The 15,865-nt window shown below is 60.1% G+C and carries 11 protein-coding genes and 1 pseudogene; 9 read left to right on the forward strand and 3 right to left on the reverse strand.

Annotated elements, in window-relative coordinates:
- Positions 1-3: 3 nt before the first annotated feature.
- Together BW950_RS06630 and BW950_RS06635 are read right to left on the reverse strand one after the other, a co-directional pair.
- Positions 4-3,033 carry a flagellar assembly protein A gene (locus tag BW950_RS06630; RefSeq protein WP_076488508.1) on the reverse strand — a complete coding sequence of 1,010 codons (3,030 nt, stop codon included), beginning with the start codon at positions 3,031-3,033 and terminating at the stop codon, positions 4-6.
- 85 nt (positions 3,034-3,118) lie between these two features.
- Entirely contained in the window at positions 3,119-4,264 is a 1,146-nt protein-coding gene (locus tag BW950_RS06635; RefSeq protein WP_076488509.1) for a P-loop NTPase, read from the reverse strand.
- Between the two features lie 254 nt (positions 4,265-4,518).
- Here BW950_RS06635 and BW950_RS06640 point away from each other — a divergent pair, with 254 nt between their 5' ends.
- Genes BW950_RS06640 through BW950_RS06650 form a run of 3 tightly spaced genes read left to right on the forward strand, consistent with a single transcriptional unit; the run spans position 4,519 to position 7,427 of the window.
- Positions 4,519-5,853, forward strand: coding sequence for a S41 family peptidase (locus tag BW950_RS06640; protein WP_234969043.1), 1,335 nt, complete (start codon positions 4,519-4,521; stop codon positions 5,851-5,853).
- A gap of 57 nt (positions 5,854-5,910) precedes the next feature.
- Positions 5,911-6,699 carry an RsmE family RNA methyltransferase gene (locus BW950_RS06645; protein ID WP_076488511.1) on the forward strand — a complete coding sequence of 263 codons (789 nt, stop codon included), beginning with the start codon at positions 5,911-5,913 and terminating at the stop codon, positions 6,697-6,699.
- 26 nt (positions 6,700-6,725) lie between these two features.
- The gene (locus tag BW950_RS06650; protein WP_076488512.1) at positions 6,726-7,427 is read left to right on the forward strand and encodes a WecB/TagA/CpsF family glycosyltransferase; all 702 of its coding nucleotides are present in this window, start codon (positions 6,726-6,728) and stop codon (positions 7,425-7,427) included.
- 58 nt (positions 7,428-7,485) lie between these two features.
- Here the strand turns inward: BW950_RS06650 and BW950_RS15325 are convergent.
- Positions 7,486-7,842: pseudogene (locus BW950_RS15325) on the reverse strand (FxsA family protein); the annotation flags it as partial.
- 195 nt (positions 7,843-8,037) lie between these two features.
- Between BW950_RS15325 and BW950_RS06660 the strand changes: the two are divergent.
- The 6 genes from BW950_RS06660 (at position 8,038) to BW950_RS06685 (ending at position 15,845) form a co-directional block, all read left to right on the forward strand.
- Positions 8,038-9,333: a sigma 54-interacting transcriptional regulator gene (locus tag BW950_RS06660; RefSeq protein WP_076488514.1), complete on the forward strand. Its 1,296-nt coding sequence runs from the start codon at positions 8,038-8,040 to the stop codon at positions 9,331-9,333.
- A complete protein-coding gene (locus tag BW950_RS06665; RefSeq protein WP_234969044.1) occupies positions 9,302-9,619 on the forward strand; it encodes a ribbon-helix-helix domain-containing protein in 318 nt (105 codons plus the stop codon). Before BW950_RS06660 ends, BW950_RS06665 begins: the two co-directional genes overlap by 32 nt.
- Positions 9,620-9,634: 15 nt before the next feature.
- Complete coding sequence (locus BW950_RS06670; protein ID WP_076488516.1) at positions 9,635-12,418, forward strand: PEP/pyruvate-binding domain-containing protein; 2,784 nt, start codon at positions 9,635-9,637, stop codon at positions 12,416-12,418.
- A 50-nt stretch (positions 12,419-12,468) separates the two neighbouring features.
- Positions 12,469-13,461: a M23 family metallopeptidase gene (locus BW950_RS06675; RefSeq protein ID WP_076488517.1), complete on the forward strand. Its 993-nt coding sequence runs from the start codon at positions 12,469-12,471 to the stop codon at positions 13,459-13,461.
- A gap of 61 nt (positions 13,462-13,522) precedes the next feature.
- Entirely contained in the window at positions 13,523-14,725 is a 1,203-nt protein-coding gene (locus BW950_RS15100; protein ID WP_076488518.1) for a vWA domain-containing protein, read from the forward strand.
- A gap of 145 nt (positions 14,726-14,870) precedes the next feature.
- Positions 14,871-15,845 carry an Rpn family recombination-promoting nuclease/putative transposase gene (locus BW950_RS06685; RefSeq protein WP_143559155.1) on the forward strand — a complete coding sequence of 325 codons (975 nt, stop codon included), beginning with the start codon at positions 14,871-14,873 and terminating at the stop codon, positions 15,843-15,845.
- Positions 15,846-15,865: the final 20 nt, after the last annotated feature.

Below are 15,865 nucleotides of genomic sequence, written 5' to 3' on the forward strand. Positions count from 1 at the left end.
GTCTTAACTCCCGTTCAGTTCGCTGATATCGATGTTACCGGTGTGAGGGTTGAACTCCACGGCAATCGCCTTGCGGGGTGAGGTGACCTCAAAGGTCCGGCCGTGGCTCTCGAAGATCGTGCCACTGTGGACCTCGCCGCTGATGACAACCTTGCTGGGAAAATGCTGCTCAAAGCGTTCCCGCAGGGTGAAGAGCCGCAATCCCCGCTTTTCCATGAGCTTCAGGAGCTTGATTTTCTCCGAGCGCAGCGTTTCCAGCGCCTCCGTGGCTCCTGTTTTCTCGTTCTTGCGCATCTCCAGGTCCACCTGGGTGATGCGGCGTTTTACTTTCTCGATCTCCTTTTCTTCCTTCTCGATCAGGTCGGCCACCAGGTAGTCCTGGCCAAAGGAGAGTTTTGTTTTTATTCCCCGGGGCGAGCCCACGCAGGCCACCTCGAAGCCGTTTCGGGCCCGGAGGGTGCCGCCCACGATTCGGCCCTTGTCCCCCTTGAAGGAGATCTTGCCGTTGCACTTGATACGGGAGCGCACCAGGGCGGTCTTGAGAATGACATCGCCCACGGCGAGCACCGTGGCAAGCTCCACGAAGGGGCTCAAGATGTTTCGTTTGCTCCGGAGAACCGCCTTCCCTCCGCCCTTGACGCCCTGTTTGATCATGATGTCTCCGTCGGAGGAGATCAGGGCGCCCTCAACCCCGCCACCGATTTTGACGTCTCCCGTGGAGACCACGTAGAAACCGCTCCTGACGGTGCCTCCTATGGTGACGGCGCCGGGAAAGCGGATGTTGCCCACCGACATGTCTACATCGCCCTTGACGGTGTGGGACGAGAGCACCTCGATTCGTTTGGCCGTAGCCAGGAGTTCGCCCCGTATCTCGGAGCAGAGGGTGACGGAGCCGTCGGTTTCTTCCCGGCGTGAGACGTTGGGGCCTATCTCCAGTTCGAAGCCTCCCAGTTTTCGTGCGGGAACGGAGGAACCTGTCACATCGGTGCCATCGATGGCGCTTTGCTGCGAGGGAAGAAGGCGGCAGAGCTCCTGCCCCTCCTCGACGGTGATGATATCGCTCCGGCTGCGGTAGTCGGCGGTGCCGTCTTTGCGTATCCGCACGGGAGCCGCCGAGGGGCCCCCCACCAGGTGTTCCACCCGGTTCTCGCTCTGATGGGTCGGGGGTGTTCCCCGGGCCACGGTGATCTGTGTTACGGGAGCCCCCGCCTTTGAGGCCCGGGCGGCCCGCAGGGCCGTGGCGATCGCCTCGTGATCCAGACCGTGGGTCACGCGGGCCTGGGCAAGAGCCTGATCAATCGCCTCCCGGGTGAGGAGTTTTCCCGTGCCGGCGCCCTCTTCCAGGGAGAGCCAGGCCTCCATGCGGTCCTCTGCCAGGGTAACGTCGATCTTTGCATCCTGGTGGGGCCGCAGGCGGAGCGAGACCACGCCGTCGGACTCGCGGTAATCCAGGACACCGGCCCGGGTTGTGGCGATCACCGCCTTTTGCCGGGTGATGTTCTCGTGAAGGATTATTTCTGCCACCGGGCCCGGCTCGGCGGGTATTATCGCCCCGTAGACATCCATTCCCGGTTCTCCCGGGGTGGGGGGATCGATCGAACAGAGAAGCTGTTCGGCCTTCACAAAGGCTGTTTTCTGGATCTCGTCGGCAGGGAATTCCTTCAGCGAGTCCAGGCGGATTTCTTCGGGGTCAACCCGGGGAGGGGCGTCCGGGGTCTCGGGATCTTCGGTGCCTCCCGTGGCCTCCCGGAGGAGTTCCTCCAGGCGGGAGGTGATCTTCTCTGTGGTTTCGGGCGGGTTGAAGGTGATGGAGTACTCCACCTGTCGTTCCGGCCCCGGCACGGGAGCTGTTCCCTCGCAGAGCAGGTAGCTGGTGAGGTCCATCTCGTTGCTTTCATAAAAGGCGAGAATGTCTTTCTTGATTGTCTCGAAGTTCAGTTTCTTGAGGCCGCTTTGCTTGATCGCTGTTCCCACATCGCGCAGGTTCAGGGGTTTTCCCCGGCCCTTGCCCTTGTGGATGTTCAGGTAGGCCGCGAGCTTGTCCTCGGGAACGTAAATATCAAAGGAGGCATCGCGGGAACTGGAGATGACCAGCCGCTCTTCCGTTCCTGTTTCGGCCTGATCGGTCAGAAGCTGGAGGAGCTCCCGGGCGTTCATGAGAGATTCCTCCGGGTAGGGGAGTTCCCGGGCTGCCTGGAGTATCTCCTCCGGATCCGGCAGGGGGAGTGCCCGGTGTCCCGGAGAGAAGATCAGAAAGGCCGTGGCCTTGTCGGGGCTGAGTTCTACCGACCAGGAATGGTTTGAAAAGGGAATGAGATCGGCCCAGTTGGGCCCCACCCGGACAAAACCCGAAGCACCGGCACGGATGTCATCGCGAACTTTCTGGAGGTTGGGGCCGCAGTAAAACGCGGGATCGGCGAGTCTTCTGATGGGGATGGCCCGTCCGAAGACATCCCGGCCGGGGATTCCCTCGGATCTGGGGGTGATGCGCCCCACCAGGGCTCCCTGGTGGACAAAGAAGAGGTCCTGCACCGTGGGGTCTATGTAGACGCGCTCCTGGCGTTCCACGGTGTCACGGACTATCTTTGTCTCCACCCGTTCCTTTCCGAAGGGGAAGCCGCTCTTTTGTTTTACCGTGGTCTCCCGCTCCACGGGCTCGCGAAGGGTTCGTTCTATGACCGGCGGAGGCGTCTGGTCAAGGACATCCGAGCTGATCTGCTTGAGTTCCTCCGGAACTGGCAGATCCTCCCAGAGGGGGGTGTCCGGGGCCGGCTGGACCGGGGCGATGCCTGTGACAACCTCAGCGGAAACGGGGCCTTTTCCGGCCGATGCGGCGGCTTTTTTGAGAAACTCCGACAGGACACTGTGGTCTGGCCTTTTCTCCAGGCCCCGTTCGGCCAGCGCTGCGGCAAGCGTCTCGGGAGTCCATTCGTCGCCGTCGTTGCTGGCCTCAAAGGTGAGTACGACCTTCAGCGCGGGGTCGGCAATATCAATCTTTAATATCCCCGAAAGGGGTTTTCCTGCCTCAGCCATGGGATCTTCTGTGTACCCTTTGTTGTCTAGCCGTTCCCGGTTTTTCGTTCAACCCTTCGCTCATCATCGGTCTGGCCTGTGCGGGTCAGACGGTGAAGCCCTGATTGATCGCCCGAACCACCTTGGAGCGGTAGAGATTAACCTGCTTCTTCAACTGAACCAGTTCGTGGTGCTGACTTTTGATTGTCTCCACCAGGTCCCCCGTCGACAACGCGCCGGTGTTCAGTAGTTCTTCAATATAGTTCATTCTGTTCTCAAAATCACTCTCTGCTTCCGTTTCAGCGGCTTCAAAGGAGTCGTTGATCGTCTCCAGATCAAGGACGCTTCCGTCGGTATCGGCCTCGAGCTGGATCATCTTGTCGGCGATGCGGTAGATCGCCTGGGAGAGGATAGAGCTGGGTTTGTATCGGATGATGGGAAGCCGCGCCGAGAGGGCTGTGTCCTGGAGATCGTCCCGGAAGATGACTCCCAGGTGCAATAGATCGAGATCCAGGTATTGCTGGGCGCTCCGGCGGAGGCGGTTGATTTTCTCTGCGTCCTTGGGGTTTTCCAGCATATTCATGATCAGCCGGGGGCTGAAGCGCCGCATGGCGTGGCGGAATTTCTGGCCCGCTTCGGGATCCCGGATATCCAGCTCCCGGGCTATATCGGGAAAATAGACCTGGCGAAGGGTGCTCTTATCCTGGAAGAGCTCCTTCAGGTAGTCTGCTCCGGCTCCTGTTTTTCCCACTGTTCCCTGGAGCACCCGAAAGACGGCGTTTTTCAGGAAAAGGTAGGCGCTCACCGTGGCTGTGGGGGTGGGGGTGGTGCAGATGATTCCGTGGCTGGAGGTGAGGAAGAAATCCAGAGTGGTCTGGCCGGTGCCCGCTCCCAGGTCCATGATGAGGTAATCCGCTTCCAGGGAGGTGAGTTTTCGCACGAGCATCCGTTTCTGGCTTGCCGTGAGGTTTGCCAGGCCGGGGATCTCGGAATCACCGGGGATGAACTGCAGATTGGGAATTCCCGTATCGTTCAGGATAGAGGTGATCTTTTCCCGGGAATTGTTCAGGAGGGTGCCGATCGAACCGTTTATCGAGTTCATGCCCAGGATAAGATGGAGGTTTGATCCCCCCAGATCGAGATCGGCCAAAATGACACGCTTCCCGGCCTGAGCCAGGGCGATTGCCAGGTTTGCCGAGACGAGGGATTTTCCTACTCCGCCTTTTCCGCTTGCTACGGGTACAATATACATTCCGGAACCTCCAGGTTTGAGCCACTATGATAACAGGAAACCGGGAATAACAAAAACTGGAATCAGATGGTACGCACCAGTCCTTGCTGTGGTCAACCTGCCATGACTATTATTATGCTACTGAGTATTATGCTACTACATATTATGCTGTCGGTTGTGCACACCAGTTATGCTGTCAAGAGGAGTCGCCCATGTTAAAAAGAAGTTCGTCGCCGCGGTCTGCCCTTTGGTTCCTTTGTGCCGCGGTGGGAACCGTGTTGGTTTTGGGTGTCCTTGCGGCACCTGCTCTTGCTGCGCAAGGCGGCTCCCGTTCTCCTGACCAGTCCCTGGCGCTCTTTGAACAGGTCTATCGGTTCATCCAGCGAAATTACGTGGACGAGGTTGATCCCGACGTTCTCATTGAGGGAGCGCTGAAAGGAATGTTCGAGAGTCTCGATGATCCTCACTCGGCGTACCTTTTTCCGGATCAGATGCGGAGTCTCACCGATACCACCAGTGGCCAGTTCGGTGGTGTGGGTCTCTATATCAATAAACCCTTCTCGTCCCGCGATGGGGGGCCGGTATATATTGAGGTGGTCTCGCCCATCGAGGGCACCCCCGCCGACCGGGCAGGGCTCGAGGCGGGAGACAGGATCAAGGCGATCGAAGGTGAGTCTACGGCTGATCTTGCTGTGGACGAGGTGGTGGATCGTCTGCGGGGAGCCCCCGGGTCCTCCGTGGAGGTGACGATCCTGCGGGGCCGGGACCTGGAGTTTCCCGTCACACTATCCCGGGCGATCATCCAGATTCCCACGGTACGTTGGGGAATGATCGATTCTTCCACGGCTTTTTTGCGAATTATCCAGTTTACCCCCCACACCCGGGACCGGGTGGCCGAGGCGCTCGAGGAGTTTCGCCAGGAGGGGTATACATCGATGGTGATCGATCTCCGCTCCAACCCCGGCGGGCTTCTTGAGTCTGTTGTTGACGTGGCGGATCTCTTTTTCGATGGCGGACTGGTGGTGGAGACCCGGGGCCGTGTTGCCAGCGAAAACAAGCGCTTCCAGGCGCGGTCCGGGCGGGCTGTGGCCAGCGATATTGCCCTGGCGGTGCTGATAAACGATGGTTCTGCCTCGGCCTCGGAGATCCTGGCAGCGGCGCTGAAAGATCGGGATCGGGCTCGTCTCTTCGGTTCCACCACCTACGGGAAGGGGTCGGTGCAGCAGGTCCGGGGACTGGGCGATGGTGGCTTTCGCCTTACCATGTCCCGTTACTATACCCCGGCCGGAACGGACATCGATAAAAAGGGTATCTCTCCTCACGAAGAGGTGAAGGAAGCGCGGCTTTCCGAGGAGGAACAGCGGGCCTACATCGATCTTCGCCGGGAAAACCGCTTTGTCGATTTTGTCGATCAGGTGGGGGATCCCTCCCCGGCCGACATCGACCGTTTTGTGCAGGACCTCCTTCAGGAAGGGGTGGAGATCGAGGCTGACAATCTGCGCCGCCTCGTTCGTGCCGAGGTGAACCGCGTGTTGCACCGGGATATTCTCTTTGACCTGGAAAACGATCGGGTTCTTCGGCGGGCCCTTGAGTACCTGCAGCAGTTGTGATGACCGGAGAGAGCTGGGAGCTGCCGTCTTGGGCGAGGCCCTTTTGAGCGAGGAACGATGAAGCACCTGGTGGTTTCTTCCATTCCCCCTCCAGGGGGCGAAATACATCTTTCCGGGCGGGATGCCCATTACCTGGGGCAGGTTCGGCGGCTTCGCCCGGGCGATTCTCTGGATTGTACCGATGGAAACGGCGGGGTGTGCCGGGCCCTGGTTTCTGTTGGTCCAGGGGGCGATCTGGTCCTGGTGGTTCAGAAGATCCTCGGGGAAGATCCTCAACAACCGGCCTCCCTGGAGCTGCCTCGGGGAGAGGTGTCCCTTGAGGTGTTCCTGCCTCTGCTGAAGGGTAAGCTCTTTGACAAGGCGCTGCGCCAGGTGACGGAGCTGGGGGCCGACCGGATCGTCCCTGTAGTAACCCGGCACTGCGTGAAGCGACCGCCCCGGGAGGAGGCGGAGTTGCGCAAGAAAAATCAGCGTTGGGAGGTGATCCTGCGGGAGGCCTGTCAGCAGAGCGGCCGCAGTCGCCTCCCCGAGCTGACCCCGGTACAGGATCTCCCGGCTCTTGTCGATGGCACGCCGGGGATCGTCTTTCACGAGCGGGCAACCCGGGGGCTCACTCGGGAGAAGGCGGCAGAGCTCTGGGTCGGGGGTGGCTCCCGGAGGGTTCTGACCGGTCCCGAAGGAGGGCTGGCTCCGGAGGAGGTGGCCTGTCTGGCTGAAGCGGGCTGGCTGGTCTGTTCTTTGCCTACACCGGTTTTACGGGCAGAAACGGCGGCAGTGGCGGCTCTGGCTATTGTCTTGCATCTGGGAAGCGAACTACACTGTTCCTCCCGCTCGGTGATCCCCTGAATAATATAAATTGAGGTTGTAGAAGCATGTCTTGTACGTTTCGACAGTTTTTTGGTTTGCCCCTGATTGAGGATGCCCCGCCTGACCTGGCTCCGGTGTGGGGTGCAACCCGGACGGCCCCGGGGATTCTCTTCTTTGCCGGTCGCTCTTTTTTGTGGCGCCTGGTGCGTTCCCGACGGGTGCGAACCGGCCTCGCGGGCAAAAACGCCGCCGTCGTGCCCGCAGGCGGTGGTGCCCGCTGGCAAACCCGCCTGGCCTGCGGGTGTGATATCGGTAAGTACAGCGCCTTTCAGGGGCTGATTCGCCTTCTCTCCCGAGCTGAGGAGGATCAGGCGGCGATTTTTATCGTGGACAGCGATCCCAAAGCGGTGAGGCGCATCGAGGAGAACCTGCGGATTACCTTTCCCGGGTTGCGGATTGTGGGCCGAGCGGCCTTCACTCCCGCCATTGCGACCTCGGTCACCACAGCTATCAGAAAAGCCGAGCCCCGAATCGTTTTGATAGGGTGCGCCAGAAAACCGGTTCTTCGCTGGATGATCGGGCAATACGACCAGGTGGGAAATGCCCTGGCTATTGTGGCGTCCCAGGCGGTGGATCGCATGGCGGGGCGCCGTCGCGGAATCTCTCCGGGGGATCTCCTGGGGGCTCCCCTGCAGCTTCTGGTGCCGCTGCTTCTGGTGGGCCACCGGCTGGTTTTGATCCATCGCTGGAAAAAGCTGCAAGCGTGACATATTCGTGGACCGCCGGGAGCACCTCCCGGTGGCAGCGGAGAAAGATTGCTGAGAAGATGAACCGCCCCGGCGGATAATACAAGAGAAGCCCCAGAAAATCACTGACAAATCCCGGAAGAACCAGGAGCACCCCTGCCGTGATCACCGCTGCCAGGCGGGCGTACCGGAAGGGGCGGAAGATTCCCCGGCGGGCCTCGCTGCGGATAATTCGTATCCTGTGGTGAATTGAGTTCCCCAGGACAATCGCTGCCGCCAGCGCCACCGCCCCCTGGGCGGCCAGAGCTGCGTAGAGGCCGATCTCCCGCGAGACCAGCACCAGGACCCACCCGTCGGCCAGGAGCAGTGTGGCCAGAAGCAACAACTGTGAGAAAAGGGCCGCCACGTGGCGACGATTCACGAAGAGCAGGAGCATTTCCGGGTCCACGCCTGTATTGTGGCGTGAGGAAGCACGGGAGCGCAACCTTTCGGCTCGGGTCTTGCCGTCTCCTTCGTGATTGAAACAATCGGGCAACGGCAATAAAGCGCAAGAATTCGAGAAAATAAATAAATAAATTTTTATGTAATTATATTTGCATTTTTTATGGTATTATTTTATAAATATTCCGAAATGTTTATTACAGTAACATCCAGGGCTGATCTGGCACGAGCGGTTACCCAGGCGGCCCGAGGGCTGGGGCGGGTCTGGCACGCCTCGGGGGTGCAGGAGTTGCAGGACCATTCCCGGGGGAACTTGTCCTGTTGGAAGGGTCTTATCATCGACTTCCGGGACTATCCCCGGGAGCGCTTTCGCCTGGTTGATCAACCCTCCTGGTTAAGTGGTGCCGTGCTGGTTGTGGCCGTTGTGGAGGAGAGCCAGGGAGAGTTGCTGTTTGATCTGGCTCGGCGAGGTGTTCGAACCTGGCTTCCGGGGGTTCCCGACGGGGCTTTTCTGAGAGAAACTCTGGAGGGTCTCCTTCGGGAGGGCCAGGAGCGTCCCGGCGGGGCGTTCCTGGCAAGGAAGTTTGCCAACGATAATGCCCGGAAGCAACCCCGGCATGAACCGTCCTGTCACGAGGAGGATGGTGTTCTCCACGCCCTGGGAGGGGTCAGTGCAGCGGGGCGTGCGCTTCAGGATGCCGTACGGGGAGCCTCCGCAAGCGGCTTGCCCGTGGTGCTCACCGGGGAGTCCGGTGCAGGCAAACAGGTGGTGGCCCAGGCGATTCATGCCCTCTCTCCCCGCCGGGACAAACCCTTTGTAGATGTCAATATCTGTGGTGTTCCCGAGGGCCTTTTCGAATCGGAGTTCTTTGGAACCGTCCCGGGAGCCTACACCGGAGCGGTGCGCCGGAAAGGATATTTCCACTCGGCCCGGGGAGGGACCCTCTTTCTGGACGAGATAGGAGACCTGCCTGGGACGCTTCAGCCCAAACTGCTGAAAGCGATCGAGCAGGGATCGGTTTATTCTGTGGGGAGCGACGAGTCTCGCCGGGTGGAGACCAGGCTTATCTGCGCCACCAACAGAAACATCGAGAACATGGTGCGCACGGGGCGGTTCAGGGAAGATCTCTGGTACCGGATCGCCTCGATCATCATAGAAATCCCCCCCTTGCGGGATCGTCTGGAGGACATTCCGTTGCTGGCCTCGAAGATACTGCAGGCCCTGGGAAAAGCCGAGGTTATTCTGGCGCCCGATGCCCTGGCGGCATTGCAGCACCGGCGGTGGCCGGGAAACGTGCGCGAGCTGAAATCGGTCCTGGAGCGGTCGGTTTTGATTCCCGATGCTCCCGGCCGGGTCAGGGAGATTCTCCGTTCCCGGGATTTGGTCTTCTCGCCGAAGATAACGAGCCGCGTCTGGACCGAAGCTGCCGAGGGGGACTACACTGGCGATCTCTATGAATATGAAAGACGAGGTGATCACCTTTAAGGTGGATGGTGCCCTGGCGGAACAGCTCCGCTCGCTCCCCAACCGCTCCGAGTTTATCCGACAGGCCGTTCTTCAGGCGCTGGAAATGGAGTGTCCCCTTTGTCATGGCACGGGAACGCTCTCGGTGAATCAGATGGCTCATTGGCGGGCCTTCCGCGAGCATCACCGTCTGGTAACGTGCGATGTGTGCGGGGAGCCCCATCTTGCCTGCGAGGATCAGGATGATGTCCACGCTCCCGAATCTCACCCTGCAGAAGCGCCCGGCACGAACCAGGGTGAGGGTTGATCAGGGAGGGACAGGGTGACTTCGGAGAAGGTGCAACGAAACCGGCGATCCACAGGCATCGAAGGCCTTGACCGGCTGATCCGGGGGCCTCGGCCGGGGGACAACGTGGTGCTCCAGGTGGATTGTCTCTCCCTGTACCGGGATTTTTGCCGCAGGGCGGCCTTGCGGGGAGGGGGCCCCGGCGACCGCCTGGCGTATTTCCGCTTTGCCCGCCACGAGTCGCTGCTGACCGAAGAAGAGTGCACCCACCTGGGAGTAGAGATCCGGAGGCTTCCTCTGGATCAGGGGTTCGAGCATTTTATCACCACTGCCCACAGCCACATTCTGGAGTTGGGCCAGGGGGCGGTTCTCTTTTTTGATTCCCTTTCGGAGCTGAGCGATTGCGCCTATTCGGACCGCATGATCGGAAACTTCTTTCAACTCACCTGTCCTCTGGTGTTGCGCACAGGAAGCCTGGCCTGGTTTGCCCTGGTGCGGAACGTCCATTCCTACCATGCCGTGACTCCTCTCCAGGAGACCACCCAGATATTCCTTGATCTCTATGGTTCTCCCGAAGCACCTGCCCGACCCGAAACACCTTCCCGGGATACCCGGGATACCCGGGATACCCGGGATAAACCAGCTTCCCGGGATAACTGTAAAGAGGATCACCCTGAAGATCAGGACGGTGAGGTTCTGTATCTCCGGCCGGTGAAAACCGACGGCCGCAACGACGACGCCGAGGGAACGCTCTTCTGCTGGAATCCTCGCCAGGACTCGCCCCGGGATTTCAGGGCCGTGAGCGATAGCGACGGAATCACCACGGTCCTGAACCAGCTCCCCTGGCCGGGGCTTCCCAGCGCAGGGTACCGGCAGCCCGGGGTGTGGGATCGAACCTTTCTCCAGGCCCGGGAGTGTTCTCGGGATCAATCCCTCCTTTTGCGACTCATCGTGGCCCGGGAGGGGCCTGTTTTCGAGCTGGCCCGGCGTTTCTTCTCTGTGGCCGATCTGCAACAGATCTGGCGCCGGATGATTGGAACGGGATTTATCGGAGGAAAAGCCGTGGGAATGCTCCTGGCGCGGGCAATCCTCCTCAAGAAACGGTCCCGGTGGGAGCGTATCCTGGAGCCCCACGATTCGTTTTTTGTGGGTTCCGATGTGTATTACACCTTTCTGGTGATCAACAACTGCTGGTGGGACCGGCAGCGCCAGAAAGATCCCGAAACCTTCCTGGAGGGCAGCCAGGGGGTCCGGCACCGCATGCTCCAGGGGCGGTTTCCCCGATACATCATGACCCGCTTTGCCGAGATGCTCGATTATTTCGGCACCTCGCCGATCATCGTCCGTTCCTCAAGTCTTCTGGAGGACAACTTCGGCAACGCCTTCGCCGGAACCTACGAGAGTGTGTTCTGCACCATGCAGGGAAACCGGGAAGAACGGCTCCAGGAGTTTCTGGCAGCGGTGCTGCAGATTTACGCCAGTACCATCAGTGATACAGCTTTGCGCTACCGCCGGGACCGGGGAATCCTTGATCAGGACGAGCAAATGGCGCTCCTGGTTCAGCGGGTTTCAGGATCTGCCGAGGGTGGATCTGCAGAGAGCGGGGCACCGGGGCTGCACTGCCGGGGCCGCTGGTTTTTCCCCCATCTGGCGGGAGTGGCCTTTTCCTTCAACCCCTACGCCTGGCACCCCGAGATAGACCCTCGGGCGGGAGTGCTGCGACTGGTTTTCGGCCTGGGAACCCGGGCGGTGGATCGCTCCGACGACGATTATACCCGGGTGGTTGCCCTGAACGCCCCCGAGCGTCGTCCCGAGGCGGGCGGCGAGGAAATCCGGCGGCACACCCAGCGCAGGGTGGATCTGCTGGATCTTCAGGAGGGCCGGGAGACCAGCCGCTACTTCTCCGATTTGATCCCTGATCTGACGGTTCAGCTGGATCAGACGGGAACAGCAAGGGTTCTCCCCCGTGTGGCCCGGCGGGAGCGGCGCACGGCCAGGCCCGTCTGGACCCTCACTTTCGACCCTTTTTTCCGGGAGACCTCCTTTGTAGCGGACATGAGGGACCTCCTGGAGACACTTCGCGAGGCCTATGGAACCGATGTGGACGTGGAGTTCACGGTTCAACTTGGCGAATCCGGAGGATACCGGGTAAATCTGGTACAGTGCCGTCCCCTGCAAATCCAGGTTCAGAAAAGCGGATCTCTTCCGGAGCCCTTTCCTGAGCCGCATCCCCGGCAGGTTCTGCTGAGAACCTCGGGAGGCGTGGTGGGGTGTGGCGGGGGCTTCCCGGTGAGCAGAATTCTCCTGGTGAGTCCCCGGGCATACGCCGAACTCTCCACGCAGGATCGGTACGAGTTGCCGGGAGTTCTCCGGGCCGTCACCAAAGAGGATCCTTCTTCCGGGCCGGGAGCGCTGGTGCTTCTTGGTCCGGGTCGATGGGGAACGACCATGCCTTCTCTGGGTGTTCCCGTTCAGGTCTCCGATCTGGGTACAGCGGCGGTGCTGTGCGAGATAGACCAGATGCACCAGGGGTTGATCGCCGACATGTCCCTGGGAACACATTTCTTTCATGAACTGGTGGAGCGGAACCTTCTGTATCTGGCGGTGCGCTTGGGGCAGGAGGGAACGGTCCTGGATCTGGATTGGCTGGAAAGTCAGGAGAACTGTCTGGACCAGTATGTGCCGCCCGAAACAGCTCTCCGCTGGGGAGCTGTTCTTCGGGTGCTTCACTTTGGAGCGGGGTTGAAGCTGGTTGCCGAGAGCAGCAGTCAGCGGGCGCTTCTTTATTTTAAGGAAGGAGCCGCCGATACTTACGATTGACGGATGGCAGTATCTGAACTATCATGCGGTAGGATGTGGACAGGAGTCTTATGACAGCGCTGGTGAGGGTGGTGCGGGGTGCCGCAAAAGCGGTTCTCTCGCAACATGTTACAGTAAAGATAATCCCCGAATCGGCACAGGAGGCGGTGAGCTTCCGTGTCAGTGTTCTGGTGCTCCTCTTCGCCGGCCTGATGACCTGTGGCCTGGCGGGCGGTGTGGTCTATCTGCATCTCTCTTCCCAGGACGGAACAGCCCACATCCAGGATCAGCGCTCCGATCTCCAGGTACTTCAGGCAAACCTGGACGAGGCCCTTACGGAGCTTCAGGGGTTGTTGCGCAGCGTTCGTCCCCTGGATGAAGAGCTGGAGGGAACCTTCACGCGTTTTGGTGGTGCCGCATCCCACGAGAGCGCTCCTGCCGCCATGAGCAGATCCCAGTTTACCGATTTTTTTCGGGGAACCGCCGGTGTTCCCGAGGACCGCCCTGTGGCGTTGCGGGAGGTGGAAGAGCTCCGCTCTTTCGTGGATACCCTGGGCAGTTCTCTGGCAGGGCTCTCCCAGACCAGGGAAGTTCTGTCGTCTCTCGAGTCTCACCTGCGTCATGTGCCTCACCATTGGCCCGTGGCCAACGGTGGCGGCGTGGTCACCATGGAGTTTGGACCCAACCTGCATCCCTTCACCGGGCAGTGGTATCTCCACAAGGGCTTTGATGTGGCCGGACCGGTGGGGTTGCCCCTGGTTGCTGCGGCTGACGGAGTGGTGGTGGACAGCTCCTACGATCTTGGCTACGGCAACAACGTGATCATTCGCCATCGCTACGGATTCTATACCCGTTACGCGCACCTCCACACAATCCATGTCCGTGAGGGGCAACGTGTTTCCCAGGGCCAGCAGATCGGAACCCTCGGTTCCAGTGGAATGTCCTCGGGCCCCCATGTCCACATGGAGGTTATTGTGGGCGGCGAGGTTCTGGATCCTGCTCCCTTCCTGAAGATCAGCAACACCTTTCCTCGGGGTGGCACCGGCTCTGTTCGTCGCCGTTAGGCCGGTCTCTCTTCATCCTGCAGTCTTAATATTACATCCTCCTGTGCCGATAGAATTTCCTATGGAGCGACGATTAGTTCTGAGGTGGTGTCTTGCTGTTGGGCTCTTCTGCGCGGTTCCTTCCCTGTGGGCAGAGTTGCGTCTCGCTCCCGAAGATATTCGTATAGATCAAACCACCCAGGGCGGGTATATCCTGACGATCCGTGCCACCGGGATCGGTTCGGTGCTGCTCACGGAATCAACGGAGCGGCCCGATAATCTGGCCGCCACCTACGCCTTTCGCAACCCCGAGTACCATCCCATGAACGGGGATGAGCGGCGCATTCTGGACGGTCAGTTTCTCCCTCGTGACGAGGGCCAGTATTTTATCATCGATAGTACGCCTGAGCAGGACGACGAGTTCGGGGCAGCTTTCAAGCTCTTTATTCCATATGTGGTGGAATACGGATACCCCTGGACTCGTCATGGTCAGGTCATGATTCTGGATGGTTCTTATTTGAGCATCCGGGCCTTCGAACTTCCCTATGCCGATTATCGGGGGGCCTATCAGGATAATCCCTTTATTCTCAGGGTGACCCAACCCGTGCCGCCCGAACCGGAGCCCGAACCCGAACCGGAACCCGAGCCGGAGCCCGAGCCGGAACCCGAACTCGAACCGGAACCGGAGCAGGAACCGGAGCAGGATCTCTCGATCTACATGGAAATGACCCTGGAGAGCTTTTCAGAAATTGCCCGGGAAACCGGGGCCTCTCTGGTTCCCATCGAATCGGCAGCGCTTTTGCCGAAACGGATTGCCGGAATTGTGGATGAGGCCCGGGGGCCGGAACTGGACCTGGTGATCGTTCTTGACACCACGCAAAGCATGACCCACTCCATCCGCGTGGCCCAGGAAGAACTGGTTCCCACGCTCCTGGAGAAGGCCGCCCGGTTTGATCAATTTCGGGTGGGGGTCGTCTTCTTCCGGGACTACTTCGAAGAGTACCTGACCCGGCCATTCCCTTTTCAGGAGGATCTGGCCCAGGTTCAGCGGGTCGTGGATCGCGCCGTGGCCCGGGGAGGAAGGGATATCCCCGAAGCCGTCTACGAGGGCCTTTATACCGGGCTCATGCGCTTCGACTGGGAGGCTCCCGAACGAAAGATCATTCTTATCGGTGATGCCCCTCCCCACCCTCTGCCCCGGGGTGCTGTGACAAAAGACATGGTCTTTGACAAGGCCCGGGAACTGTCCGTCCGGATCCACGCCATCATGCTTCCTCACCCCTGATCTCCCGGCGGTCAAACCTGATGGATCGGACGGAAGCCATGAGAAGCGGTGCCAGGCTCTCACGGCCGATGAAGAACTCCAGGACCGCCTGGAAGCATGGGTGCTCTTTGCAAGCACCAGGCCCCTCCAGTCTGTCCTGGAGGGTATGAGTGCAACAGAAGAGCCTGACCGGACCACCGGCGCAACACCCGGGCGCATCCGACCCGCCGTTCCCCTCACGTCAGACTTCGTCTTCAAATACGTCTTCGGGGCAGAACACAGTACAGAATGCCTGCGCAGTCTCCTCTCGGCCGTCCAGGAAGATGCCGGCTATCCGGCCGTTGCCTCGGTGAAGATCACCAATCCCTTCAACCTGAAAGAATCGGAAGAGGACAAGCTCTCGGTGGTCGATGTGAAGGCCACGGATATCACAGGGGCAACCTACACCATGGAGGCCCAGGCGACCTACCACGCAGCCTTTGCCTCGCGAGCTCTCTACTACTGGGCGCGGGCCTACGGCAGGCAACTCCCGGAGTCAGAGATCTACAGTCGGCTGCAACCGGTGGTCGGGATCAACATTCTGGAATTTCACCTCTTTCCCCAGAGCGCAGGGGCTCCCCTGCATACCAGCTTCCGGCCCTATTGCAGAGAGGCACCCCAGCTGGACCCCCTGGGGGATTTTGTGATCCATTTCATCGAGCTGCCCCGGTTCGATCACCAGGGGCTCCTTCCCTCGACGGCCCTCGACAGATGGATGTATTATATAAAGTATCGGGGCAAGGGGGTCGTTATGGAAGATCCGATCATGAAGGCGATTCTTGAGGAGACGTCCGAAATCAGGGAGGCCGAGAAGCGCTACCAGGCTTTCACCGCCGATGAGGAACTCCAGGACCGCCTGGAGGCACGGGACAAGTTTCGCCGCACCCACCTGCAGCTCCTCCACGATGCAGAGCAGAAGGGGCTTCAGCAGGGTATAGAGCGGGGACGCGAAGAAGGACTCGAGGAAGGACGAGAAGAGGGACGCGAAGAGGAACGGGTAAAACGCCTCGAATCCGCGCGCAGACTCAAGGACCGAAAGATGTCCCTGGAAGAAATTGCCGAAATCACAAACCTGACTCTGGAAGAAATTCAGCAACTCTGATCATTTCCCCACGCCCCACG

This window comes from Alkalispirochaeta americana (assembly GCF_900156105.1).
GTDB lineage: Bacteria > Spirochaetota > Spirochaetia > DSM-27196 > Alkalispirochaetaceae > Alkalispirochaeta > Alkalispirochaeta americana.

Bases quoted from the DNA above. Each gene is read 5' to 3' on its own strand.
- BW950_RS06630 (WP_076488508.1), bottom strand. From the start codon at position 3,033: ATGGCTGAGGCAGGAAAACCCCTTTCGGGGATATTAAAGATTGATATT.
- BW950_RS06635 (WP_076488509.1), bottom strand. From the start codon at position 4,264: ATGTATATTGTACCCGTAGCAAGCGGAAAAGGCGGAGTAGGAAAATCC.
- BW950_RS06645 (WP_076488511.1), top strand. From the start codon at position 5,911: ATGAAGCACCTGGTGGTTTCTTCCATTCCCCCTCCAGGGGGCGAAATA.
- BW950_RS06650 (WP_076488512.1), top strand. From the start codon at position 6,726: ATGTCTTGTACGTTTCGACAGTTTTTTGGTTTGCCCCTGATTGAGGAT.
- BW950_RS06660 (WP_076488514.1), top strand. From the start codon at position 8,038: ATGTTTATTACAGTAACATCCAGGGCTGATCTGGCACGAGCGGTTACC.
- BW950_RS06665 (WP_234969044.1), top strand. From the start codon at position 9,302: ATGAATATGAAAGACGAGGTGATCACCTTTAAGGTGGATGGTGCCCTG.
- BW950_RS06675 (WP_076488517.1), top strand. From the start codon at position 12,469: ATGACAGCGCTGGTGAGGGTGGTGCGGGGTGCCGCAAAAGCGGTTCTC.
- BW950_RS15100 (WP_076488518.1), top strand. From the start codon at position 13,523: ATGGAGCGACGATTAGTTCTGAGGTGGTGTCTTGCTGTTGGGCTCTTC.
- BW950_RS06685 (WP_143559155.1), top strand. From the start codon at position 14,871: ATGAGTGCAACAGAAGAGCCTGACCGGACCACCGGCGCAACACCCGGG.